Annotated in this window: 17 protein-coding genes and 1 pseudogene; 5 read left to right on the top strand and 13 right to left on the bottom strand. The window is 64.8% G+C overall.

Features of this window, described 5'->3' with window-relative positions; genetic code table 11:
• The first annotated feature begins 313 nt into the window (after window positions 1–313).
• The 3 genes and pseudogenes from BV95_RS16950 to BV95_RS16940 form a co-directional block, all read left to right on the top strand.
• On the top strand, window positions 314–643 hold the full coding sequence (locus BV95_RS16950; RefSeq protein ID WP_037454666.1) for an ArsR/SmtB family transcription factor: 330 nt from the start codon (window positions 314–316) through the stop codon (window positions 641–643).
• An 11-nt stretch (window positions 644–654) separates the two neighbouring features.
• A complete protein-coding gene (gene arsC, locus BV95_RS16945; protein ID WP_037454662.1) occupies window positions 655–1,086 on the top strand; it encodes an arsenate reductase (glutaredoxin) in 432 nt (143 codons plus the stop codon).
• A pseudogene (locus BV95_RS16940) lies at window positions 1,083–1,760 on the top strand (aquaporin); the annotation flags it as partial. The gene arsC and the pseudogene BV95_RS16940, both read left to right, overlap by 4 nt.
• Before the next feature lie 91 nt (window positions 1,761–1,851).
• Here BV95_RS16940 and BV95_RS16935 read toward each other — a convergent pair.
• The 5 genes from BV95_RS16935 to BV95_RS16915 all read right to left on the bottom strand — a co-directional run bounded on the left by BV95_RS16935 (window position 1,852) and on the right by BV95_RS16915 (window position 9,280).
• Complete coding sequence (locus tag BV95_RS16935) at window positions 1,852–2,241, bottom strand: c-type cytochrome (protein WP_037454657.1); 390 nt, start codon at window positions 2,239–2,241, stop codon at window positions 1,852–1,854.
• Window positions 2,238–3,824 (bottom strand): flavin monoamine oxidase family protein, encoded by a 1,587-nt coding sequence (locus BV95_RS16930; RefSeq protein WP_037454652.1) that lies wholly within the window; start codon window positions 3,822–3,824, stop codon window positions 2,238–2,240. Before BV95_RS16930 ends, BV95_RS16935 begins: the two co-directional genes overlap by 4 nt.
• A 17-nt stretch (window positions 3,825–3,841) precedes the next feature.
• Window positions 3,842–4,342 carry a RidA family protein gene (locus BV95_RS16925; RefSeq protein ID WP_037454649.1) on the bottom strand — a complete coding sequence of 167 codons (501 nt, stop codon included), beginning with the start codon at window positions 4,340–4,342 and terminating at the stop codon, window positions 3,842–3,844.
• An 84-nt stretch (window positions 4,343–4,426) separates the two neighbouring features.
• Window positions 4,427–7,387 carry an amidohydrolase family protein gene (locus tag BV95_RS16920; protein ID WP_037454646.1) on the bottom strand — a complete coding sequence of 987 codons (2,961 nt, stop codon included), beginning with the start codon at window positions 7,385–7,387 and terminating at the stop codon, window positions 4,427–4,429.
• Window positions 7,388–7,399: 12 nt separating this feature from the next.
• Window positions 7,400–9,280 carry a gamma-glutamyltransferase family protein gene (locus BV95_RS16915; RefSeq protein ID WP_037454640.1) on the bottom strand — a complete coding sequence of 627 codons (1,881 nt, stop codon included), beginning with the start codon at window positions 9,278–9,280 and terminating at the stop codon, window positions 7,400–7,402.
• A 508-nt stretch (window positions 9,281–9,788) separates the two neighbouring features.
• On the opposite strand from BV95_RS16915, the gene BV95_RS16910 reads away from it, so the two are divergent.
• Window positions 9,789–12,854: a TonB-dependent receptor domain-containing protein gene (locus tag BV95_RS16910; RefSeq protein ID WP_037454636.1), complete on the top strand. Its 3,066-nt coding sequence runs from the start codon at window positions 9,789–9,791 to the stop codon at window positions 12,852–12,854.
• 176 nt (window positions 12,855–13,030) lie between these two features.
• Here BV95_RS16910 and BV95_RS16905 read toward each other — a convergent pair whose 3' ends face one another.
• The 8 genes from BV95_RS16905 to BV95_RS16870 all read right to left on the bottom strand — a co-directional run bounded on the left by BV95_RS16905 (window position 13,031) and on the right by BV95_RS16870 (window position 24,347).
• Window positions 13,031–14,479, bottom strand: a complete 1,449-nt coding sequence (locus BV95_RS16905; RefSeq protein WP_037454633.1) for an NAD-dependent succinate-semialdehyde dehydrogenase — start codon at window positions 14,477–14,479, stop codon at window positions 13,031–13,033.
• A 20-nt stretch (window positions 14,480–14,499) separates the two neighbouring features.
• Window positions 14,500–16,689 (bottom strand): alpha-ketoacid dehydrogenase subunit alpha/beta, encoded by a 2,190-nt coding sequence (locus tag BV95_RS16900; RefSeq protein ID WP_051749835.1) that lies wholly within the window; start codon window positions 16,687–16,689, stop codon window positions 14,500–14,502.
• Window positions 16,690–16,735: 46 nt separating this feature from the next.
• Window positions 16,736–17,473: an SDR family NAD(P)-dependent oxidoreductase gene (locus BV95_RS16895; protein ID WP_037454630.1), complete on the bottom strand. Its 738-nt coding sequence runs from the start codon at window positions 17,471–17,473 to the stop codon at window positions 16,736–16,738.
• 28 nt (window positions 17,474–17,501) lie between these two features.
• Window positions 17,502–18,620, bottom strand: coding sequence for a mandelate racemase/muconate lactonizing enzyme family protein (locus BV95_RS16890; protein ID WP_037454626.1), 1,119 nt, complete (start codon window positions 18,618–18,620; stop codon window positions 17,502–17,504).
• Between the two features lie 22 nt (window positions 18,621–18,642).
• Window positions 18,643–19,398, bottom strand: a complete 756-nt coding sequence (locus BV95_RS16885) for an SDR family NAD(P)-dependent oxidoreductase (protein ID WP_037454624.1) — start codon at window positions 19,396–19,398, stop codon at window positions 18,643–18,645.
• A gap of 632 nt (window positions 19,399–20,030) precedes the next feature.
• Window positions 20,031–20,798 carry an enoyl-CoA hydratase gene (locus BV95_RS16880; protein WP_037454622.1) on the bottom strand — a complete coding sequence of 256 codons (768 nt, stop codon included), beginning with the start codon at window positions 20,796–20,798 and terminating at the stop codon, window positions 20,031–20,033.
• 56 nt (window positions 20,799–20,854) lie between these two features.
• A complete protein-coding gene (locus tag BV95_RS16875) occupies window positions 20,855–22,531 on the bottom strand; it encodes a long-chain-fatty-acid--CoA ligase (RefSeq protein ID WP_051749834.1) in 1,677 nt (558 codons plus the stop codon).
• A gap of 37 nt (window positions 22,532–22,568) precedes the next feature.
• A complete protein-coding gene (locus BV95_RS16870) occupies window positions 22,569–24,347 on the bottom strand; it encodes an acyl-CoA dehydrogenase C-terminal domain-containing protein (protein ID WP_037454617.1) in 1,779 nt (592 codons plus the stop codon).
• A gap of 297 nt (window positions 24,348–24,644) precedes the next feature.
• Here BV95_RS16870 and BV95_RS16865 point away from each other — a divergent pair, with 297 nt between their 5' ends.
• Window positions 24,645–25,388 (top strand): SDR family NAD(P)-dependent oxidoreductase, encoded by a 744-nt coding sequence (locus tag BV95_RS16865; RefSeq protein WP_013849298.1) that lies wholly within the window; start codon window positions 24,645–24,647, stop codon window positions 25,386–25,388.
• The last annotated feature ends 31 nt before the right edge of the window (window positions 25,389–25,419 follow it).

Raw genomic sequence — 25,419 nt, 5'->3', positions numbered from 1 at the left:
CAGCGGACTGGGGAGGCGTTGCCTTGAGGGGGGTGTTGTTGGGTTGGGGGACTGGCTGGTTTTGGTGATTTGCGGACTTGCTTTATTCCTGCCCGTCGAGAGATGGGAGGTCGAAGGCTGGTGGAAGGGAATGGGCGTGACCTGCGTATTTTCCCCTCCACCATCGGCTGCGCCGACGGTCCCCCTCCCCACGCTTCGCGTAGGGAGGATTTAAGGGGGGCTATTGGTTGGTGGAGACCGACAATTGACGAAATACATCGGAATTATCCGATGGGTTATTGACCGCCTGCATTCCATCGGATAATTCCGATGCATGGAAACCGACGCGGCTCTCTCGATTCTCACAGCTCTTGCGCATCCGACGCGGCTGGCGACTTTCAGATTGCTGGTCCAGCATGAGCCGGATGGCCTTTCGACCGGGCAGTTGGTGGAAGCCAGCGGACTGAGCCAGAGCACATTTTCCACCCATCTGGCGGTCCTGGTAAAAGCCGGGCTGGTCGTTCCCGAAAAGCGTGGGCGGCAGCAGATACAGCGCGTCAGCATCGACGCGTTGCGCGGCCTGATGCTCTTCCTGGCCAAAGATTGTTGCGAGGGGCGCGCCGAACTGTGCGAGCCGCTGCTCGCCGAACTCGCCTGCTGCTGAAGGACCGGCCCGTGACCGACATCGTCATCTATCACAATCCGGAATGCGGGACGTCCCGCAACAGCCTGGCCCTGATCCGCAATGCGGGAATAGAGCCGCATGTCGTCGAATATCTGAAGACGCCGCCCGCAAGGGCGCTTCTTGTCCAGCTTATCGACCGCGCCGGCATGTCGCCCCGCGACCTGCTGCGCGAGAAGGGGACGCCCTATGCGGAACTCGGCCTGGATGACAGGGGGCTGACCGACGACGCCCTGATCGACGCGATGATGGCGCACCCGATCCTCATCAACCGGCCGCTGGTCGTGACGCCGCTGGGCGTGAAGCTCTGCCGCCCGTCCGAAACGGTGTTGGACATCCTCCCCGCGCCACAGCGCGGCGCGTTCGCCAAGGAGGATGGGGAACAGGTCGTCGACGCCAACGGCAATCGCATCCGACCGGCATGAACCGCCGCGCTGTTCTGGCGGAGGCGCTTGGCAGCCTGCTGCTGTTTGCGACCGTCATCGGGTCCGGGATCATGGCCGAGCGCATCGCGGGCGGGAATATCGCCATCGCGCTGCTGGGCAACACGCTGGCGACCGGCGCGATCCTGTTCGTGCTGGTCACGATGCTGGGGCCGGTGTCGGGCGCCCATATGAATCCCGCCGTCACGCTTGTCCTGTGCATGCGCGGCCGCATCCGCGTCGACGCGGCGCTGGCCTATGTAGCCGCCCAATTGGTCGGCGGCATCATGGGCGTGTGGCTGGCGCACCTGATGTTCGATGTTCCATTGCTCCAGCTATCCACCAAGTTGCGCGGCGGCGGCGGGCAATGGGCGGGTGAGGCCGTCGCTACCTTCGGGCTGGTCCTGACGATCATCGGCACCATGCGGATGCGCCCGGAAAGCGTGCCGACCAGCGTCGCCCTCTATATCGTGGCCGCCTATTGGTTCACCTCTTCCACCAGCTTCGCAAATCCCGCCATCACCATTGCCAGATCGCTGAGCGACAGTTTCGCCGGGATCGCCCCTTCCTGCGTGCCCGCATTCGTCGCCGCGCAGATGGGGGGCGCGATTACGGCTCATATTTTTAGCGGACTTGTCTTTCCCGCAGGCCCGCAGAACGCCGCTCTTGTCGATGGGGATGACCGTGACGGTGTTGCGGCGGGGCTCGCTGGCGCTCGCCTACCCACCCCCGGCCCCTCCTTGGGAGGGAGGGGAGAAAGAAGTGGGGTTATTTGGCCAGGCGTTTGACGTCGGCTTCCGTGACGGGTTGGGGATAGGCGTTGCCGAAATTCGTGCGGACATAGGTGATGACCGCCGCCACCTGCGCGGGGGAGAGCATCTCGTTCATCGGGGGCATCGCGCCCTTGCCCTTCATCACGATGTTGACCGGGTAAGCGGGGTCGGCCAGTTTCCTGTCCTTCGCCAGTGCCGGAATGGCCCCGCCGCCGCTGCCCATGGCGTTGGGCATGTGGCAGGCGGCGCAAATCTGCTTGTAGACCTTCGCCCCATCCACCGCCTTGTTCTTCGCCTGCGCGCCGCCGGGCGTGTCTCCCTGGGCCGGGGCGGCGAGCAGGGCCAGCAAAGGCGGCACCGCGATCAGGGCGCGGCGCAGGGTCATGCCGCCTGCGTCCGTTGGTGGATGCGGGTGATCGCGTCGATGCCGGAGAGCAGCGATCCTTCCATCCAGCCGCCATAATAGCTGGCATGTTCGCCCGCCAGCACCACGCGGCCGTCGATGGCGACGAGATTGTCGTAATGGGCCGCCCGGTTCTCCTCGCTCCAGCGGGAGGTGCAGCCCAATATCCAGGGGACGCGGCTCCAAGGGACGGATACGCCGTTGAGGAATTCCTTGCGATATTGGGGGTGGAAGATTTCGCCCTGGGCCAGCGCCGCCTCTATCCGTTCCTGCGGGGTCATGCCGGTCAGTTCGAAGGCCCCCGCGTCGCGGGCGAAGGCGCCCAGCAGCACCGCTGGGCCGCTGGAGAAGAAGCGGTCGTTGGGATAGGATAGCTGGGCTATGGGCTGGTCGGTGAAGCTGTGGCCGCCATAGATATTGTCGTCCTCCTCCCAGAAGCGGCGCTTGAATTCCAGGCCCATCTTGAGCTGGCCCGCATAGGGGACCGCCTTCATCGCCGCCGCCAGTTTCGGGCCGACCTGCATTTCCACCTGGCTGATGATCGACAGGGGGATGGTGCAGACGCACCAGTCGGCGCTGAGCTTGTTCACCTTGCCGCTGGGCACGTCCCGATAGCTGACGGTGACGCCCTTTCCGTTCTGGGCGACTTTCATAACCTTTGCGTTATAGGTTATCAGCTTGCCGACCTGCTGGGCGAACGCCTTGCCGATCATGTCCATGCCGCCGACCGGCTGGAACATGGTCGTCTGCATCACATAGTTGAAATAGAAGCTCATCGCGGTCCAGACCTGCGGGTCGAGCACGTCGCCGAGTTTCGCGATCTGGGATGGGGTGGGCGCGCCGCCGACGCCGCCGCCGGGCGGGCGGTCGTAGCCGCGCTGGGCGGAGACGGCGATGCTGCTGCTATAGGCCATGTTCGCGTCCAGCACGCCCCAATGGCGCAGCGCCTCCAGCAGCTTTTCCTTGTCCTCCGCGCTGATGCTGGCGTCCAGCGCCTTGGCGTTCGCGGCCTTGGCCAGCAGTTCGGACGTGTGGCCGCGAAAGTCGGTCGCCACCGCCTTGTAGCGTTGCGGCTGGCCGCCAAAGGCCTCGCTGGAATGGATGAAGCCGTTATGGTTGAGTTGGATGAACGGTTCCATCGCGACGCCGAATTTGCGGCAATAATGGAGCAGGCAGTTGTGGTGATGGGGGATGCGCCACGGGCCGGGATTGATGTAGTTGCCGGGGGCGAACTGCACCTTCTGGACGGTGCCGTCGCTTTCGGTGAAGCTGTCGCCGCCGCGCAGCGTATAGTTGCGGCCGCCGGGGCGGTCCTGGAACTCCAGTATCTTGACCTGATAGCCCGCCTTTTCCAGTTCATAGGCGGCGACCATGCCCGCAAGGCCCGCGCCCAGCACCACCACCGACGCGCCCGGCTTCGCGCCGGAAAGGACGGGCGGGCCGTCGAATTGGGTTTCGGCGGCGTGGCCCAGTGCGGTCATCGCCTGGTACATGGCCGCCGCGCCGCCTGCCCGGCCGATCAGGCCGAGAAGCTGGCGGCGGCTGGGCTGCGTGCTGTCGTCCATCAAGTCCCCCTGAAGCTTCAGTTGCCTTTGGCGGCGATCGCCTCGATCTCGATCAACTGTTGCGGGCGGGCGAGCCCCGCGATCTGGAATGCGGATCGGGTCGGCAGATTGGGCTGATCGGCCGTGCCGAAAAATTTCTTGTAGGCGCGGGTCATGCCGTCGCGGTCCATCTTTCCGCCCAGCTTGGGATCGCCGACCAGGAAGACGGTCAGCTTCACGACGTCGCCCATGGTGAGGCCGAGATCGGCGAGTTGCGCCTTCATCTTGGTGAAGATGGACAGGGCCTGCGCTTCGGTGTCGCCGAAGGCGTCGGGGCTTTCCATATCCTTGGGGTCGATGGGCGATCCGGTCGCGCCGGAGAGGAAATAGAGGGTGTTGCCGGGCGGGACCACGGCGGCGCTGGCGATCATCGCGCCGGGGGCCTGTTTATGTTCGACCGGCGCGGCGTGGGCCGTCGTGGACAGGAGGGCGGCGGCGATGCCCGCGAGAGAAAGCCTGAACGCTGACGGATTGGCCATGAACGCTCCCTATTCTCACAATATGTTGCTGATATTTGGGAGAACGAGGCGGAGGGGAAAATCCGCCATGTCTTTGTTTCTCTCTTATTTCCCGCTTTCCTGTCCGGCGGCCACCAGTTCCGCCACGTCATAATATTGGCCGTTGGCGATCACTTTCCTGACGTTGAAGCTGTTGGCGATATTTTCGCGCGGGTCGCCCTCCAGCAGGGTGATGTCGGCCAGCTTGCCGGCCTCCAGCGTGCCTGCGTCCAGATTGAGCGATTTGGCCGCGTTGACCGTGGCGGTCTGGAGCGCCTGGAAGGGCGTCAGTCCGGCGTCGACATAGGAGGAAATCTCCGCATGCAGGTTGGTGGCGATCATCGTGTCGGTGCCCGCCGCGATCAGCGTGCCCGCGTCGTAGAGTTTCTTCAGGCTTGTCAGGCTGCCCGCGATCAGGGGGCGCAGCAGGGTCGCCATCGGGTCGCTTTCCGTCACCGTCTTGCGCGCCCAGGCCGGATAGAGGTTGAGACGCGGGTCGTCGCGATAGGAGGGGTTCTTTTCCAGATAGCCGGTCAGCGCGCCGAAATTGGTGGGGGTCAGCGTGCGGCCGCTCTTGCCGAAAAGCTGGATGACATCCTCATAGGCCATGCCCATCGGGCCTTGCTTGGGCGAATAGCCGCGGCGGCTGGTCGCGCCCAGATGCTCGGTCGCGTCGACGCCGGTATAGGCGGCGGGGAAGATTTCATGGCCGGTGACGGGCACGCCCATCTGGTGCGCGGCCTCCACGATGCGGCGCTGCTGGATGTCGGGCATGCGGACATAGCTTTTCAATATGTCGTATTTCAGGATGCGGGCGCGCTCCAGTTCCCGTTCCAGATGGGCGGGGCCGGAGACGGCGACGCCCATCTTGTAATAGACGCGCTGCCATTCGAGCAGCGGGCCGTTGATGTAGAGGCGCGGGGATGGGCGGACGCCCGCTTCGGCGGCTTCGCGATCCTCCACCGCGTCATAGACCTGGTTTCCCGGATCGCGAACGGTGGTGATGCCATAGGCGAGCCATGCCCGCTCCAGATTGGAACCGAAATCCTTTTGCAGATGGGCGTGATGTTCGATCAGGCCGGGAATGGCGGTGAGGCCGGTGCCGTCGATGAAGCGGTCGGCCTGATGCAGCGCCGGGTCGTGGTCGCGGATCGCGGCGATGCGGTTGCCTTCGATCACTATGTCCTTGTCGTGCTGGGTCTCGTCGCGGATGGAGTCGATCAGGTTGCTGACGTGGATCACCGTCCGGCCGGTCGGAATGGCGAGGCGGTAGCTGAGGTCGACGGGGATTTCGCGGATGACGCCGGTTTCGGTGTCTATGGATTTCAGCTTGTCGGACGATTGATAGAGGATGGTGCGGCTGTCGCCCGTCCAGGTCGGGAAATAGGCGATTTCGGAGGTGTAGCTGCGCGGCGGGCCCATCGGCTTGCCGTCCGCTTCCACCGGCCAGATTTTAAGCAGGCCCTCGTAGATCGCGGCCATCTTCGTGCCGTCGGGCGACCAGGCGGGGCCGCCGCCGCCGCGCGTGTCGGTGCCTGCATTGGCCTGCGGTATCTGCCAGAAGGGTTCGCCCTTGCCGTCGGCCGGGATGACGTAGATCTGGTTCGTGCCCTCCCGGAAGCTGTTGGAATATTTGTAGGAGAGCGCGATGGCGACATATTTGCCGTCGGGCGACCATGTGGGGCTGCCGGGCTGGCCGAGGGAGGATTGGAGGCGCGTGATCTTTCCGGTCGCGACGTCGACGACGCAGACTCCCGCGACGCCCCAGCGGCCGTCGACATCCAGGAAGGCGATGCGGCTGCCGTCAGGGGACCATGCGGCGCCGAGCGGCTGGGTGTCGATGGTGGTGAGTTTGCGGTCCTTGCCGCTCTTGAGGTCGCGTATCCACAGTTGCGGCAGGCCGCCGCCCTTGTCGGAGGTGTAGGCGATGCTCTGGCCGTCGGGGGACCATGCGGGATCGGCGTCCAGCGCGGCGTCTTTGGTGAGGTTTTCGGGCGTGCCGCCCTTTGAGGACATGAGGTACAGGTCGCCCAGCGCGACGAAGGCGATGCGGCTCCCGTCGGGGGAGATGGTGGGGTGGACGATGCCAAGCGCCTTGCGCGGGGCAGTGCTATCCCAGTCGCGTTTGGCGCGGGGATAGCTGGCCTTCACCGCCTCCAGCGTGGCGGCGAAGTCGATGGTGGAGAGGCGCGGGCCGCTGCGGTATCGGATCTTGCCGTCGGAGACGTAATAATAGCCACCCTTCCCCCAGCTAATGCGGAAGGGAAAGACATTTTCGGCGGCGCTGACGGGTTTGCCGTCGACTTCGAGATGGCTGCCCTTCGCGTCCTGCACGACATAGGCGAGTTGGCCGGTGGGGCCGTAGGAAGGGGCGTCGATCCTGCCCGCCACCTGTTTCAGCAGGCTTTCCTTGCCGTCGGCCAATGTGGTTGCGTAGAGCGCCGTTTTCCCGCCGTCGATACCGGCATAGGCGATGCTTGCGCCATCGGGGGACCAGCTTGGCAGGCGGTCTTCGCGGGGGTTGCTGCTGAGTTGCTTCACCGCGCCGCTGGCGACGTCCAGCGTCCAGATGTCGTAATTGCCGCTGCGGTCGGAGGAGAAGGCGATGGTCCTGCCGTCCGGCGACCATACGGGTTCGCGGTCGTCCCATGCGCCCTGCGTCAGCTTGTGCATGTCGCTGCCGTCGGGCTTGATCGTCCAAAGGTCATAGCCGCCGTCACGATAGGCGAAATAGGCGAGGCGCGATCCGTCGGGCGACCAGACCGGCTGGCGGGCGTCGTTGAAATAGTCGGTGATGCGCCTTGCCTTGCCGCCCTTGGCCGGGATGATCCACAGGCTGCCCTGAAGGTCGACCGCCAGCCATTTGCCGTCGGGGGAGACGGAGACGGCCATGGACGTGCCCTCATGCACGTCGAAGGCGATGGGCGTTTCGCCGCCGGGCGGGGGCAGGTTGGCGGGCTGCGCAAGGGCCTGCGCGGCGCAGGCGGACAGCAGGGCGACGGACAACAGTTTCATCTGGGAGATCATCGAAATGCCCTTTTACCAACCGAATACATAGCGTTCGCGGCGCACGTCCGCCCCGCCGCGCAAGGTGCCGCTGCCGGGCACGACGCCCGCCGCGACGATGCCGGTGGAGACGGCGAACGGCCCCAGCACGTCGAGTTTGTGGCCCCGCACCGCCAGATCGTCGCGCACCGCCTGCGGCACGCGGTCCTCCACCTCCAGCACGCCGGGTTCATCCTTCTTGATCGCGAAGGAGGCGTGGAAATGGTTGCTGTTGATGCGGGGCGCCTCAATCGCGGCCTGGAGCGGCTGGCCGAAGGCGAGGACGCGCAGCAGCACGTTCATGATCTGCTGGTCCTGATTGTCGCCGCCCGGCGTGCCGATGGCCAGATAGGGCGCGCCGTCCTTCAGCACCATGGAGGGGGAGAGCGTCGTGCGCGGCCGCTTGCCGGGGGCCAGGACATTGGGGCTTTCGGGATCGAGGTCGAAGACGGTCAGCCGGTTGCTCATCGGCACGCCGGTGTCGCCGGGGATATATGCGCCGCCGAGCATCCAACCGGAACTGGGGGTGGCGCTGAACAGATTGCCGTCCTTGTCGACCACTTCGATGGCGGTGGTGTCGGCGGTGGGACGCGGCGGGGCCTTCAGCATATGGGGGGTGAAGGCGGGGGTGGTGCGTGCCCTGCCCTCATAGGCCCAGGGGTCGCCATAGCGATGCTCCAGCGACGCTTTCGGGCCGATCTGTTTGGCCCGTTGCGCCGCATAGTCCTTGGACAACAGGCCCTTCATCGGCACGGTCGCGAAGTCGGGATCGCCGAAATAGGCGTTTCGGTCGTCAAAGGCGAGCTTGATCGATTCCGCGAGGATGTGGAGATAGGGGGCGGACCCCGGCTCCATCTCGGCGATGCCCGACGCCTCCGCGATGTTGAGCGCCATCAGCATGGCCGGACCCTGGCTCCAGAAACCGGCCTTGTAGACTTCATAGCCGAAGACGCTGGTCATGGCGGGGGTCTCCACCCTGCCCTTGTAAACGGCGAGGTCTTCGTAGCGCATCAGGCCGCCGTCGCGCTCCATCGCCGCGCCTATGCGGCGGGCGATGTCGCCCTTGTAGAAAGCGTCGCGGCCCGCTTGGATGGCTTTCTTGCGGTCTTTCGTTTTCTTGTACGCGGCGCGATCCGCCTCCGCGATGAGGCGGATGGTCTTCGCCAGATTGGGCTGGCGGAAGATTTCGCCGACCTTCGGCAATTGTCCGCCGGGATAATAAGCGTCGTAGGCGTCCTTCCATTTGGACGTCGCCTTTTTCTGGCTGGCGAAGACTTCGGCCAGGAAATTATACATGACGAAACCATCCGCCAGTTCGATGGCCGGTTGCAGCACCTGGTCCAGCGTCATCGTGCCGTTGAGTTGCAGCGCGAGGGCCATGGCGTCGACCATGGCGGGGACCGTGCCGCCATTGGGGCCATTGCCGGGGATGACGCCCGCCTTGGCGAATTTATCCGGCGTGGCGAGCGCGGGGGCGACCCCCTGCCCGTTCACTGCCGAGACTTTCTTCGCCTTCGCGTCGTAGATGATGGTCGGCGCTTCGCCGCCAAAGCCGAAATGGGAGATTTCCGTCACCGCCGCCGCGAACACCGCCGCGACGCCCGCGTCGGTGGCGTTGCCGCCCGCCATCAGCATGCGCGTTCCCGCCGCCACCGCATAATGGCGTCCGGCGGCGACGATGCCGAAATTGCCGACGATTTCGGGCCGCAGCGTTTCACCCGCGCTGACCAGCCGGGTCGGTTCCAGCGGCGCTTTGGCGGTGGGCGCGGCCTGCTGCGCCGATGCGGGTGTCCCGGCCTGGATCAGCGCCACTCCGCCGACGGCCAGTGCCGCGAAGTCGCGACGGCTCAATCCCTGCTCTGCGCGTTCGGTCATGAATGAATATCCCCTGTAATCGGCATAGTCGGCGCTATCCGAGGGAAAGGACGCATCTGCCCTGCCGGTCTTTTTCCTGTAACGAGATCGATGCCCTTTTCCACTATGCTTCAGAAGATTTCATGGATTTGAAAAAATATTCATCCCGGCATGGCGGAAAACATGATCTTATCAGTTCTACCATGTCGAACGGGTGCAAGAGTGGGCGCTTTGCCCGTCATTTCATGTCGCCGGCGCAGTCGGGACGCAAGATAGCCCATGCAGGGGATGGTGCCGGAACTCCAGCTAACGGGGGGTCCGTGAATGCACAGTCTGAGCAAATTTCCAATTCATAAAGACAAAAGGCTGGCATGCGCGGAATTCATCGGCGCGCAAATGCCCGGTAGCTGACACCGCGCAAAGTCCTTTCGCCGCAGGGATCGGCATGGGGACTGCTTCACAGGGGAACAGCAAGATGAGGGTGAGAAGAAAAAGCGTATCGATACTGGCGGGAGCCAGTCTTTGGGCCATGACGACCGGCACGCTGCATGCGCAGACCGACACCGCGCCGCAGGATGAAGCGGACAAGGGCGCCGAAATCGTCGTCATCGGTTCCCAGATCAGGGGCGCGGCCACGACCGGCGCCCTGCCCGTCAGCGTCGTGGGCGAACAGCAGATCGAGGCGGTGGCCGCGGTTTCGGGCGCCGACCTGTTCCGGTCCATCCCGCAACTGGGCGGCGTGACCTTCAACGAACAGGTGTTGGGCGGCGGCAACGCCAACGCCGCGCGCGGCGACGTTTCCACCGTGTCGCTGCGCGGCCTGGGCCAGGGCAATACGCTGTTGCTGATCAACGGCCGCCGCACCGTGCTGCACCCGACGTCGCAGGCGATTTCGGGCGTCATCGATTCGGGCGTTCCCACCTTCGGTTATAACGCCAACACCATTCCGGTCGGCAATATCGCCCGCGTGGAAGTGCTGCGCGACGGCGCGGCGGCTCTCTATGGGTCCGATGCAGTCGCGGGCGTGGTCAACAACGTCCTCAATTCCGATTTCGACGGTGCGAAGTTCGATGCGCAATATGGTGGGGCGGAAGGAACCAATCTTCGCGAATTCACGATCAACGGATTGATCGGGAGGGATTTCAGCGAAGGGCGCGGTAACATCACCCTGTTCGCGGGCTATGCGCAAAAGTCGAAGCTGTACCTGAGCGATCAGGATTATACCGCCAATGTCGACCGGCGCGGCTATGTGACGGGTACGCCCTTCGCCGGCGTCTCGGCATTCAACGGCACCAGCACCAGCACGCCATGGGGCACATTCCGCGCGCTCAGCCCGGCGGCGAACGGGACTTTCCTCAATCGCACCATCACCAGCAACGGCACCGCCTTCACCAACAGTTCCAGCCAGTTCCACATCCAGCCCAACGGCAATGCCGGGTGCCGGATCGCTTCGGGCACGCCGGGAACCTGCTATGACGACGGCAATGGCGCGACGGAGATGGCGACGGTTGATTCCAACCTTCGCTTCAATTCGCCCGCGACCTTCGGCGACCTGACCACCCAGCCTTCGGTCAAGCGCATCAACCTGTTCGCCAACGCGCATTTCGACCTGAACGACGCGCTGACCGTCTATGGCGAGGCGGGCTTCTATCGCGGCAAGACGGAGGCGATCATCGGCGCGCCCGGTTCGCTGGCGAACATTCCGATCACGGTCGCGGCCAACGCCTATTGGAACCCGCTGGGGCCGGTGGGGTCGCCCAACCGCCTGCCCGGACTGGACCCGGCCGTCGTTCCTACCACCGGCCTGCCGGTCCAGATCACGTCGCTCAACTATGTCGACGTGGGGTCGCGCACGGTGGAGGTGACCAATTATCAATATCGCTTCTTGGGCGGGCTGAAGGGCAATATCGGCAATTGGGACTGGGATACGGCGGGCCTCTACACCTGGGCCACGGCGGCGGACACGCAGGAGAATTTTTCCAACACCCTGTTGCAGGCCGCGATCAACCGCACCACGCCCGACGCCTATAATCCGTTCAACGGCGGCTGCGTGGACGCTCCGTCGATCGGCGACTGCACGCCGAACAGCGCGGCCACCATCGACAGTTTCCGCATCAAGGCAACCCGCAAGACGCGCACGTCGCTGGCGCTGTGGGATTTCAAGGTTTCCAACGCCCATCTGCTGGGCCTGTGGGCGGACAACAGCATCGGCGTTGCGGCGGGCGTCGAATATCGCCGCGAAACCTATCATGACGACCGGTCGCCTTATCAGGGCGGCATAAGAGGGGTGGACACCACCTATACCGACGCGGTGACGGGCATATTCTACGGGTCGGACCTGGGCGGGGCCAGCCCCAGCCCGGACGTGCGCGGCAAGCGCAACGTGAAGTCGGCCTATGCCGAACTGGCCATACCGATCTTCAGCCCGGATATGGAAATCCCCTTTTTCCGCAGCCTGGATTTCCAGATTGCGGGCCGGTACGAGGATTATAGCGACGTCGGATCGGTGGCGAAGCCGAAGATCGCGGGAAGCTGGGAATTGTTGCAGGGCCTGCGGCTGCGCGGTTCATGGTCGCAGGGTTTCCGCGCGCCCAATCTGGAGGTGATCAACACCTCCACGCTGGATCGCGTGAACACCGGTATCGACTATGTACTGTGCGAGGCGGATTTGCGCGCCGGGCGCATCGCCAACTTCTCCCAGTGCAACCGTTCCATCTCCGTCCTGCGGCGCAGCGGGGGCAACCCCAATCTGAAGCCGGAAGAGTCGCAGAGCTGGAGCTTTGGCGCGGTCTTCTCTCCGCAACTGGGGGCCGGTTGGGGCAAGGTGACGTTCACGGTCGACCGCTGGAAGATCAAGCAGAAGAATGTGGTCGGGCTGCTGGACTATCAGAATGGCCTGAACCTCGACTATCTGCGGCGGGTGCAGGGCGGCACCAACCCCAATGTCGTGCGGCGCGATCCGACGGCGGACGATGCGGCGCTGGTGGCGGGCACGGGCCTGGCGCCGGTGGGCGAGTTGCTTTATGTCGTCGCGAATTTCGAGAATCTGCTGCCGGTGACGGTGCAGGGGATCGATTTTAACCTGGACTATATGCTGCCGACGGCGGCCATCGGGACATTCTCCTTCAACGTCAATGCTTCGCGGCTGATCAGCTATTATGTCGACGCTCCGGCCGGGGTGACGGCGGTGATCGACGGGCGTTCGGCGGGGCTCGTCAATGCGGGCGTGCCGATCCAGGGCGGCGGCGACGTGGTGGGCCGCGACGGGCAGCCGCGCTGGCGCATCGCGGCGACTTTGGACTGGACGCTGGGGCCGGTGAAGATCGGGGCCTTCACCCAGTTCGTCGACAGCGTGTATGAAAATGCGGTGCGTGACGGCGCGACCAATCCCTGGATCGTGAAGGGGCAGACCACGGTCAATCTCTACGCGCAATATACGTTCAAGAATGGTGGGCCGCTGAACGATACCAGTATTCAGGTCGGGGCGCGGAATATTTTCGATAAGGATCCGCCGCTGGCTTCGACTGGTTATCTGTCGAACCTCTATCAGCCGCAGGCGCGTTATTGGTATACGAGTATCAAGAAGTCGTTTTGAGGGGTGGTAGGTAGAGAGAGGATCTATCCTGATCCTCCCCATCGGGAGATGGGGAGGGGGACCGCGCGAAGCGTGGTGGAGGGGAATGGGGCACGACCTTCGAATCTTCCCCTCCACCACCGCCTTCGGCGGCGGTCCCCCTCCCCACGCTTCGCGTAGGGAGGAATTGGGGCTGTTTAGAGGCCGGCTAGGCAGAGATATTTGAGTTCGAGATAATCGGCGATGCCGTGCGAGGAGCCTTCGCGGCCGAGGCCGGATTGCTTGATGCCGCCAAAGGGGGCCACTTCGTTGGAGATGAGGCCGGTGTTCACGCCTACCATGCCGCATTCCAGCGCTTCCGCGACGCGCCAGACGCGGCTGAGGTCGCGGCTGTAGAAATAGCCCGCAAGGCCGAATTCGCTGGCGTTGGCGAGGTGGATCGCTTCCTGCTCGTCATCGAAGAGGAAGATCGACGCGACCGGGCCGAAGGTTTCGTCATGCGCCACCAGCATGTCCGCCGTGCAGTCCGTCAGCACGGTCGGCTCGAAATAAGTGCCGCCCAGCGCGTGGCGTTTGCCGCCCAGGGCCAGCTTAGCGCCCTTCGCAAGGGCGTCGGCGATGTGGGATTCGACCTTGGCCACGGCGGGCTCGTCTATCAGCGGGCCTTGCGTCACGCCTTCGTCGGTTCCGCGGCCCACGCGCAGGGCGCTGGCCGCGGCGACGAGCTTTTCCAGAAATTGTCCCGCTATGGCGCGCTGGACGTAGATGCGGTTGACGCAGACGCAGGTCTGGCCGCTGTTGCGATATTTGGACTGCATCGCGCCCTCGACCGCCGCGTCGATATCGGCATCGTCGAAGATGATGAAGGGCGCGTTGCCGCCCAGTTCCAGCGACAATTTCTTTACCGTGTCGGCGCTTTGCCGCATCAGCAGGCGGCCGACTTCAGTTGAGCCGGTGAAGCTGATCTTGCGGACCGTGGGGTTGGCGGTCATCTCGCCGCCTATGTCGGCGGCCGCGCCGGTCACGACGTTGAAGACGCCACTGGGCACGCCCGCCCTTTCCGCCAGCGCGGCGAGGGCGAGCGCGGTCAGGGGCGTTTCCATGGCCGGTTTCAGGACCATGGTGCAGCCTGCCGCCAGGGCGGGTCCGACCTTTCGCGTGATCATCGCGGCGGGGAAGTTCCAGGGCGTGATCGCCGCCGTCACCCCGACCGGCTGCTGGATCACCAGTATGCGGGCGTCGCGGCGGGGGCTGGGGATCACTTCGCCATGGACGCGCTTGCCCTCTTCGGCGAACCATTGGATGAAGCTGGCGGCATAGACGATCTCGCCCCGCGCCTCGGCCAGCGGCTTGCCCTGTTCGCTCGTCAGGATCAGCGCCAGGTCGTCGGCCGCCGCGAGGATCGCTTCGTACCAGTTATGCAGGATGGCGGAGCGTTCGGACGCGGTGCGGCTGCGCCAGTCGGCCAGCGCCCGGTCGGCGGCCCCTATCGCCTGCCGGGTTTCCTCCGCGCCCAGATTGGGGACGGCGGCGATCCGTTTGCCGTCGGCGGGGTTGGTCACCGCCACTTCGGGATCGCCGACCCATGCGCCGTCGATCAGGCATTGGGTGCGCAGCAGCGTGGGATCGTTCAGGGGCAGGGTCATGGGCAATCCTTCCTGTCCGCTCAGGCCAGCGCCCGGCCCTGATCGGCCATGACGGAGCGAAGGCCCGCCTCTATCTCCTCCGCGCCCGCGCAGGCGGCGGCCTCCAGCACCTTGGAGATGCTGGGGGACGCTTCGCCGCCATGGACGCGGCGCACCGGTTGATCCAGCATGTCGAAGCAGCGGTCCTGTATCTCCGCCGCCAGCCAGCCGCCATAGGAGGTGCCGATCGATCCCTGCTCCACGATCAGCACATTGCCGGTTTTGGCGATGGAGCGCTCTATCGTTTCCCAGTCGATGCCGACGCGGTCCAGGCTGCGCAGGTCGATGACATCGGCGTCCAGACCGAGCCGCTCCACCGCCTCCAGCACCGGGCGGACCATGGCGAGATAGGTGAGCACGGTCACATGGTCGCCGCTGCGCAGCAGCTTCGCCTTGCCGAGCGGGATGCAATAATCGAGGTCACCGACCGGCGCGGGGCCCTTCGCATTGTAGAGGTCGACATGCTCCAGCACCAGCACGGGGTCTTTGCAGCGCAGGGCGCTGTTCATCAGGCCCACATAGTCGAAGGGCGTGGACGCCGCGACGATGCGCCAGCCGACCGAAGTGGCGAAGATGCCCGCCGGGTCCATCGAATGCTGCGAGCCATAGCCGGTGCCCATCGCGACCTTCGTCCGCAGGACCAGCGGCATTTCGCTGTCGCCGCCGAACATGTGGCGGGCTTTGCCGATCTGGTTGAAGACCTGATCCGCCGCGACCCACATGAAGTCGGGATACATGAACTCCACGACCGGCACGTAGCGGCCGTCCATGGCGATCCCGCCCGCCAGGCCGACAAAGGCGTTTTCGGCGATGGGGGTGCCCAGCACGCGGTCGGGAAAGGCGTCGGACAGGCCACGGGTGGCGCCGTTGGTGCCGCCCTTCAGCCGGTGGACATCCTCGCCCATCACGACGATGCGCTCGTCGGTCTGCATGCGCCGTTCCATCACCTGCGCGACGACATCGACGAAGCGGCTTTCGACGATCTCTCCGGCGAAATCCTCCTGCTCCGCGAAGCGCGCGCCGCTGAATTCCGTCAGGTCGCCACGCACGCCAAAATCGCGGAAATCGGGCGAGGGCCACAGGGCGGGCACGATGCGGCGGCTGCCGTCATGCTCCTCGATCAGTTCGGCGGCGACCTCTTCCATCAGGGCCTTGGCGCGGGCACGCAGGGCGGCGACTTGATCGTCTCCGATCAACTGGCGCGCCGCCATTTCCGACGCCACCCGATCGATCGGATCGCGTTCCCGCCACATCTTCTCCTCATCCTTCGAGCGATAGCCGAAGGCGCTGCCGGGAAGCGGGCCGTTCTGGTGGAAATAGCGGTAGACATCGGCTTCGATGATGGCAGGCCCCTGCCCCGCCCGCATCGTCCGCACCGCTTCCTGCGTGGCGAGATAGACGGCCAGCGGGTCCATGCCGTCGACCTTCCAGGCGGGAATGCCGAAGGCCAAACCACGGGAGGACAGGCGGGTTTCGGCCGTCGCCTCCTCCACCGCAGTGGAGACGGCGTAGCGGTTATTCTCTATGAAGAAGCAGAGCGGCAGCTTCCATGCGGCCGCGAGGTTCATCGTTTCCAGCACCGACCCGATATTGACCGCGCCGTCGCCGAAATAAGTGAAAGCGACGTCGCCCGTCCCCGCCCGCTTATGCGCCCAGGCGGCACCCGCCGCGCCGGGCACGCCGCCGCCGACAATGGCGTTGGTGCCCAGATTGCCGGACTCCGCCCAGCGCAGGTGCATCGATCCGCCGCGCCCCTTGCAATAGCCGCGCGCGAGGCCGAGGATTTCGGACAAAGCGCGGTCGGCGATGGTGCGGACCTCTCCGTCGAAGGGAGCGGAGGAAGCCAGACCTTCGGGTGCGACATAGTGAAGCGCCTTGGCCAGGAACTGATGATGGGCGCGGTGGGAGCCGTTGACCTGATCGGATGCCCGCATGGCGAGGACCGATCCGGTCGCCCCGCCCTCCTGTCCGATGGCGGAGTGGGCCGGGCCGTGCACCAGCCCCTGCCCCGCCAGTTCGAGCACCTTTTCCTCAAAGGCGCGGATCAGCACCATCGATGTGAGCATCGAATCCAGCAGTTTCGGGTCCGCCGCCGCCCAATCATGCGAATCCGTCCTGAGTTCGACCCAGGGGGCGATGGGTTCCAAAGGCTGAATATTATTTGCTGTCACGTTTCACCCTGTCCGGCTGATTGATAGTCGCGCGACCCATGGCGGGTCAGGCCATGAAGAGGCCGCCATTGACGTGTATGATCTCGCCCGTGACGTAGCTGGCCGCCGAACTGCACAGGAAGCCGATGACCGAGGCGACCTCGGCGGGCTGGCCGTGGCGTTTCAGGGGCGTGGATTCCAGGTCCGTCACGCCGCGTCCTTGCAGCAAGGCGACGGTCATGGGGGTCGCGATCAGGCCCGGCGCAACCGCGTTGACGCGGATGTCCGGGCCGATTTCCTTCGCCAGCGAGCGGACCAGGCTGTTGATCGCGCCCTTCGTCGCGGCATAATGGGCATGGTGCGCGCTGCCGCGATGGGCGGCCATGGAGGAAAGCTGGACGATGGCTCCGCCCTTTCGCAAGGCCGGGATCGCCGCCCGCGTGATCAGGAATATGCCGTCCAGATTGACGCTCATCGTCTGGCGCCACTGGTCGAAGCGCATGTCCGCGAACGGCTGGTCGACATAGATGCCCGCCGAGGGGACGAGGAAATCCAGCCCCCCGAAACGGCCCTGGCATAATGCGACCGCCGCCTGCGCATCCTGTTCGCTGGAGGCGTCGAAGGCGATGATGGCGACGCGTTCGGGCGGGATCGCCAGTTCGTCGGCCAGCACCGCGAGCGCCGCCGCGTCCCGATCGGCCAGGACTAGGTTCGCGCCGTTCGCCGCGAACAGCCGGGCCACTTCCCGGCCGATGCCCCCTGCCGCGCCGGTCAGCAGCAGCGTCTTGCCTTCAAAATCGTACATTCGTCACTCCTGCGCATCGCGCCGATGGTTAGTGCGCCGCCGTCCGTTCGGATTCGAACGTCAATATGGGTTTCGACGCATGGCGGACGACTTCCGGCCAGCGCAGGCGGAAGCCCGCGCCCGGCGTCTCGTCTATCGTCAGCATGCCGTTGCGGATGTCGGGTCGCCCCTCCAGCAGGTCGAACATCGGGCAGGCCTCCGCCTCGTCCGGGATCAGTTCGACCGCGGCGACGGCGCGATGCGCGCCCGCCAGTTGGGCGTGGACGGGCAGGAAGACGTGCGGCAGCACCGTCTTGCCCGACAGGTCGGCCATCGCCATCAGCGCGTTGGCGGCGGACACCCCGCCGCAGGTCGTCGCGTCGATGCGCAGGATGTCGATATGCCTGCTCAATTCCATCAGGGCCTGCGGATCGGGCAGATCCTCCCCCGATGCGAGCGGCGTCCGGAGCATACGGGAGAAGTCGCCGTACAGGCCCGCGCGGTGCGGGCCGAACGGGTCTTCGATGAAGCGCAGGCCGATCCCGTCTATGCCGCGCAGTCCGAAGGCGGCGTCGGCGATGCCGTCGAATGCCCAATGGGCGTCGGCGCAGAGGCGGTCGCCTGCTATCGCATAGGCTTGGGCGATGACGCGCTCGTCCAGGCGGCGGTCGGTGCCGGAGAGCATGATCTTGATCCGTTCATAGCCCTCTTCGCAGCGCCGTTCGACCTCTGCGCACAGATCCTCCACCGTGCGCTGTTCCAGCCGGTATCCGGCGACGATCATCACCGGGATTTCGTGGCGCGCCGCGCCCAGCATGCGGTGCAGCGGCAGACCCGCCTGCTTCGCCGCAAGATCCCACAGGGCGATGTCGGCCAGGCTGGCGGCCTTCATATAGGCGGCGCGGTTGTTGACATGGCGCGCCAGATAGCCGTCGATGGTGGCGCGGCGGTCCGTGACGCAAGTGTCGAGCAGCGCGGGGGCCATGCGCTGCAACGCCTCATAGATCGGGCCGTTGCGCGGATAGGTGATCGCGTCGCCCACCGTGCCGTCCTCCGCCACCAGACGCAGGGCGATGAACTCCCGCTTCGTGATGGTCGTCGGCCCCAGCGTGACGGGCCGGGGCAGCGGCAATGCGCATTCCGCCACATGGGCCGCGACGATCCTCATGCCTGTCCCTTCCTGCCCGCAATCAGATATAGCCGTTGGCGGTCCAGCCGCCGTCCACGGCGATGACCTGGCCGGTGATGTGCGCGCTGCGCGGGTCGCAGAGGAAGGCGACGGTTTCCGCGACATCCTCCATCTGCGTCAGCCGCCCCTGCGGCGTGCGGCGCAGCAGGGGTTCCAGCGCGATCTTCCCCACCGCCGCCAGTTCGCGCATCATCGCCGTGTCCGCATAGCCGGGCGCCACGCAGTTGACGCGGATGCCGTGCGGCGCCCATTCGACCGCCAGAGAGCGGGTGAGCATCGCCACCCCGGCCTTGCTGGCGCAATAGCTGGCCCTTTCGGGGGCGGCGACGAGCGAATAGATGGACCCGATGTTCACGATGACGCCGGGACGCCGCCCGATCATCGCGCGGCCCGCCTCCCGCGAGCAATAGAATACGCCGTCCAGGTCGATGGACATGGTGCGCCGCCATTCATCGTCCGTGACGTCGACGGTGGGCCGGTTGCCGGTGACGCCGGCATTGTTGATGAGTATGTCCACGCCGCCGAACCGGTCGTCGACAAAGGCGAAGGCGCGGCGGACATCGTCGGGATCGGCGACCGATCCGATCACGACCTCCGCCGTGACGCCCTGCGCCCTGACCTCCTCCGCCGTGGCCTGCGCGCCTGCGGCGTCGACGTCGAATATCACTATGTCCGTTCCGTCGCTGGCGAGACGGGAGGCGATGGCCCGGCCGAAACCGGCAGCGGCGCCTGTGACTATCGCAATTTGTCGGGTCATCGGTTTTTATGCATTCCCATATTTTCCGGCGCGGGTCAGGCGGTGGCGGAGCGGGGTTGGCGACAATGTGATGGATGTCGCGCAGAGGATACGGGCGGGCCGCCGACCGTTGCCGCGAAAGCCGTCGAACGGCGCAATGCGAGATAAAATCCGGTCATTCATCCCTCCATTCTCCCTTTTCACCAATTGGTTCGGGATTTTATTGTATCCAATATGTCTGTAAATGACGTTATATCACGCTCTGGTCAAGCATGAATCGTCATATAGGATACGATGATGTGTTGCGGCCATGGGATGGCATAGGGTGCGGGAACGCGTGAATCCCGGCGGACTTCCGCTTGCGCAGGAAGGTTACGCTTCAATGTGATGGGCTGAAATCCAGCGCGTGCGAATGCACTTTATGAGCGGCATGGATACATTTGAGATGTGCGGGGAATGCCGTCATCCCACGTCCCGCAGGCGTTCAAACGAGGCAAGTGACTCGTTTGAAGGGTTAGGGGGTGGGCTGGCGCGACATCTGCGTTGTTTGGCAACGGCTAGGTCAGAGGCTCGCTTCGCTCGCGCCCACCCCCGGCCCCTCCCGTTTACGGGAGGGGGGAAGGATGTCACCTATTGGCGGTATAGCGGCGATCCTATTTCGTCTTGGAGAAGTCCGGTTTGCGCTTGTTGAAGAAGGCGTCGGCCGCTTCGGCGAATTCCGGTCCCTTCAGTCCTTCCACCAGGAATCCGGCTTCATATTTGATCAGCTCCGCCAGTTCATCGGCGTCGGGCGCGAGCATCTTCTTGGTTCGCGCCAGCGCCGCCGGGGGCTTGGCCAGCAAAGTACGGACATATTTGTGCGCGGTTTCCAGAACCTGATCGTCGTCGACCACCTGCGACACGATGCCGAAAATTTCCGCCGCCGGGGCGTCGAATTCCTCGCTGAGCAGGAGATGGCGGGCGGCGCGGCGGCGGCCCATCGCCTGCGGCAACAGGCGTGAGCTGCCAAATTCGGGTACCAGGCCAAGGTCGACGAACGGCGCCTTGAAACGCGTCGAGCGGCCAGCGACGACCAGATCGCAATGCAGCAGCAGGGTCGTGCCGATCCCGATGGCCAGACCGGAAACGGCCGCCACGACGACCTTCGACGATGTCAGGACCGACCGCATGAAGGCGAAGACGGGCTGATCCAGCCCGTCCGGGGGATTGGAGACGAAATCGTCCAGATCGTTGCCCGCCGTGAAGACGTCGCCCTCGCCCCGCAGCAGGATGACGCGGATGTCGCCGTCATCCTCCGCAGCGCGGATGGCGTCGGCCATGGCACCGTACATCTCGCCCGTGATCGCGTTGCGCCGTTCCGGACGGTCGATCACGATTTCCAGGAGACCGTCTTGCCGGGTGGATCGTATATAGTCTGTCATTGTCGGGCCTATCCCCCATCGCGGCGTCCGTTCGCACGCCAGTCCATATTTCCGGATCAGACCGCCAGGCTGTTCACCACGCCGAAGCGATCCGCATATCTGGCCCTGAGCAGCTTCTTGTCGAATTTGCCGGTCGCGCCGACGGGCAGGTCGTCATCGAACACGACATGATCGGGCAGCCACCATTTCTGGACCCTTTCGCTGAGGAAATCGCGGATTTCGCCTTCCTCTATCGCCGCGCCGGGCAGGCGCTTGACGATCAGCAGCGGCCGTTCGTCCCAGCGATCGTCGGGCACGCCGATGACCGCGCATGCCTCCACCGCCGGGTGGAGCGTCGCTGCATCCTCTATGGCCAGCGAACTGATCCATTCCCCGCCCGACTTGATGATGTCCTTGGCGCGGTCGACGATCTGGAGCACTGAATCGGGATGCAGCACAGCGACGTCGCCCGTGTCGAAATAGCCTTCCTCGTCGCGGATTTCGGCATCTGAACGATAATATTCGCCCACGATCCACGGGCCGCGAATCATCAGCCGCCCGGCGGAGGCGCCGTCATGGGGCAGTTTCACGCCCTCATCGTCCTTGATCGCCATCTCCACGCCGAACAGCATCTTGCCCTGCCGCATGCCGTCGGTCAGGCGCTTTTCCGGTTCGGCCGAACCTATCGGCGCAAGGCCGCCCATCGTGCCGCTGGGGCTTGCCTCCGTCATGCCCCAGGCGCAGACGATCTCTATGCCGAATTCGCTCTCCATCCGCTCGATCAAAGAGCGCGAGGCGGCCGACCCGGCCGTGAAGAGCTTGCGCAGTTTGGGAAGCTGGCGGCCGGTTTCCTTGAGATGATTGTAGAGCGCGTTCCACATCGTCGGCACGCCCGCCGCATGCGTCACGCCATGTTCGATGAACAGTTCGCACAGGGACGCCGAGTCCAGATGCGGTCCGGGCAGGACCAGCGACGCGCCCACCAGCGGGGCGTTGTGGATCAACCCCCAGCAATTGGCGTGGAACATCGGCACGACCGGCATGGCGACGTCGCCCGGCTGAAGCCCGTAGGCGATGGCCGATGACAGGGCGTGCAGGACGTTCGAACGGTGCGAATAGAGCACGCCCTTCGGATTGCTGGTCGTCCCGGACGTATAGAAAAGGGCGCAGGCGCTATCCTCCGGAAAGCCGCCCCATACGCACGGTTCCTGCCCGGCCTCCAGAAACGTCTCGAAGCTGATCGCGGAAAAGCCGAGGTCGGCCGGAACGACGGGGCTTTCCATCAGGACGATCGTCAATGTGCTGGGCAGCGCCGATCCCAGCGATTGCAGCAGCGGGATGAAGCCCGCTTCCGCGAACAATATCCTGTCATTGGCATGGGATATGATCCAGCCGATCTGCTCGACGGAAAGGCGCGGATTGATGGGGTGGATCACCGCGCCGATGCCCCCAGCCCCGTACCAGAGCGCCACATGCGCGTCATTGTTGGTGGCAAGGGTCGCCACCATGTCGCCCGCGCCGATGCCATAGGCGGCCAGCGCCGACGATATCGTCCGGCTGACCTTTTCGATTTCCGCATAGGTAGTTTCGCGCACAGACCTGTCGCCCGCCCGCGTCACGACGCGGGCATGGGGGTGGGCAAGGGTCGCGTGGGTGATGATCTTGTCGACGGTCAGCGGCCAATCCTGCATTCCGCCGAAAAGCGGGGCCGCGCTCCGGTTCGTTTCCGGCGCTCTCGCCTCAGTGACGCTCATTGTCCCCTCCTGGTGGGTGGTTCTGGTTCAGACGATGTCAGAAATATTCGGCGTCGAGCGCCATCAGCGGCTCCGCCCCGGCTTCCAGCCCGACGAGATGCGCGTCGGCGAACGGCAGCAACTTGCTGATGTAGAAGCGCGCGGTGGCGAGCTTGCTCGAATAGAAGGCGGCGTTTTCGCCGTGGCGTTCGCTCGCCTCTATCGCCAGTTTCGACCAGATGAAGGTCTGGGCGGCGTAGCCGACGATCTTGAGATAATCCATTGAACCCGCGCCCAATTCCTCCGGATCCGACTCCGCCTTGGCGCGGAGCAGCGCCGTGGCCTGCTCCAGCTTGGCGCGGATGGCGACGAGGGGCTGGATGAATTCGGCATGGTCCGCCGAGGAAGCGTAGGCCTCTATATGCGCGTCGATGGGGTCGGTCAGGCGCAGCAGCAGCGCGCCGCCCTTCATCGGCAGCTTGCGCGCCACCAGGTCGAGCGCCTGGATGCCGTTGGCGCCTTCGTAAAGCTGGAGGATGCGGATGTCGCGGACGATCTGCTCCATGCCCCATTCCCGGATATAGCCGTGGCCGCCGAAGGTCTGCACGCCCAGATTGGCCGCTTCGGAGCCGTTGTCGGACAGCCAGACCTTCACCACCGGGGTCATGAGGGCGACCAGATCGCTCGCCTTTTCGCGTTCGGCCGGGTCGGGGTGGCGCTCCGCTATGTCGACATGCTTCATCACCCAGAGGGCAAGGGCGCGACCGCCCTCCGCATGGGCCTTCATCGTCAGCAGCATGCGGCGCACATCGGGGTGCACGATGATCGGGTCGGCCGCCAGGGTGGGATATTTGGCGCCGGAAAGGGCGCGCCCCTGCACCCGGTCGCGGGCATAGGCGAGCGACGACTGATAGGCGAGTTCCGCCGCGCCCTGTCCCTGGGCGGACAGCAGCAGCCGCTCCACGTTCATCATGGTGAACATGGCGTGCAGCCCCTTATGCGGTTCGCCCACCAGCCAGCCGGTCGCATCTTCGAAATTCATGACGCAGGCAACCGCGCCCTTCATGCCCATCTTATGTTCGATCGACCCCGCCGACACGCCGTTGCGCGCACCCGGCGCGCCATTTTCGTCGGGCAGATATTTGGGCACCAGGAACAGGGAGATGCCCCGCACGCCCGGAGGCGCGTCGGGCAGCTTCGCCAGGACCAGATGGACGATATTGTCCACCATCTCATGTTCGCCCGCGCTGATGAAAATCTTGCCGCCGGTGATCGCGTAGCTGCCGTCCGCCGCAGGGACGGCCCGCGTCTTGATCAGGCCCAGATCGGTGCCGGAATGGCTTTCGGTCAGGCACATCGTGCCGCTCCATTCGCCGCTGATCAGCTTGGGCAGGTAGAGGGCCTTCAGCTCTTCGTTGGCATGCGCCTCGATCGCCATCGCCGCGCCATGGGTCAGGCCGGTATATTGGGCGAACGACATGCAGGTCGCCGCCATGATTTCCGTCAATATATATTGCAGGTAGAAGGGCAGGCCCTGGCCGCCATATTCGACCGGGCCGGTCAGCGCGGGCCAGCCGCCCTCGCGAAACTGCGCATAGGCTTCCTGGAAGCCCGGCGGCACGGTGACGGTGCCATTTTCGAATTTCGCGCCGATCTCATCCGCTTGCCGGTTGAGCGGGAACAGGATATCGGCGCCGTACCGCCCCGCTTCCTGGACGATCTGCTGCACGACATCCTGCTGCGCCATGTCCCAGCCGTCGAATTCGGTGAGTTCGCCGAGTCCCAACGCGTCGAACACGAAGCGATAATCTTCCAACGGAACGGCATATTGGGTCAAATTCGCTCTCCAAATCGCTATCGCATGGGCTCGACGGGCCCGCTCCAGCAAGAGCGCCGGAGCATAATGTGTACCTACACACATAGCGCCGACATTTTCCCGACGCAACCGTCTTTCCGGATAGGGCGATAGAGAAAATGGGCGGCGCGCCGGTCATCGGGCGCGTTTCAGGATTGACCGCGGACGGGATAGTGTAGATACACCGATCATCCGCCAGCACGTCTGACGGAAATTGAGAAAAAGCATTGGTTTGCGGCGTTTTTGATGCGCTGTGAGTCATCATCAAGGAACAAGTGGATGTCAGGAGGCAGCCAATCGGTCGCCATCGTCGGCGCTGGCGATTATATCGGCGCGGAGATCGCGAAGAAATTCGCAAGCGAAGGGTTTCATGTCCATCTCGGTCGCAGGGGCGGCGACAAGCTCCAGCCCCTGATCGACGAGATCAACGCCGCGGGCGGTTCGGCAAGCGGCCGGTCGCTCGACGCCCGCGAGCCGGAGGACGTCACCGCCTTCCTCGCTGAAGCGGAAGCCAGGGCCCCGCTGGAACTGGCGATCTTCAATGTCGGCGCCAATGTTCATTTCCCCATCCTGGAAACCACCGACCGCGTCTTCCAGAAGGTCTGGCAGATGGCCTGCTTCGCGGGCTTCGTCACCGGGCGGGAGGCGGCGCGCATCATGCTGCCCCGCAAGCGCGGCAAGATCTTCTTCACGGGCGCCACCGCAGGGCTGCGCGGCGGCGCGGGCTATGCCGCCTTCGCTTCCGCCAAGTTCGGCATCAGGGCCGTCGCACAGTCCATGGCGCGTGAACTATGGCCTTCCAACATCCATGTCGCCCATCTCATCATCGATGCAGGCGTCGACACCAAATGGGTCCGCCAGATCATCGAACAGCGCCAGGGAAGCGACGCGCTCGGCAATCTCAAGCCCGACGAGCTGATGCCGCCCTCCGCCGTGGCGGAAGCCTATTGGGCGCTGTTCCAGCAGTCGCCTGCCGCATGGACTTTCGAACAGGAAATCCGCCCCTATGGAGAGACATGGTGACGCCGATGACCAAGCCAGCGACCAAGGTTGA

The organism is Sphingobium chlorophenolicum, assembly GCF_000722875.1.
In the GTDB taxonomy this organism is placed as follows: domain Bacteria; phylum Pseudomonadota; class Alphaproteobacteria; order Sphingomonadales; family Sphingomonadaceae; genus Sphingobium; species Sphingobium chlorophenolicum.
This window is presented reverse-complemented; position numbering and strand designations above follow the sequence as displayed.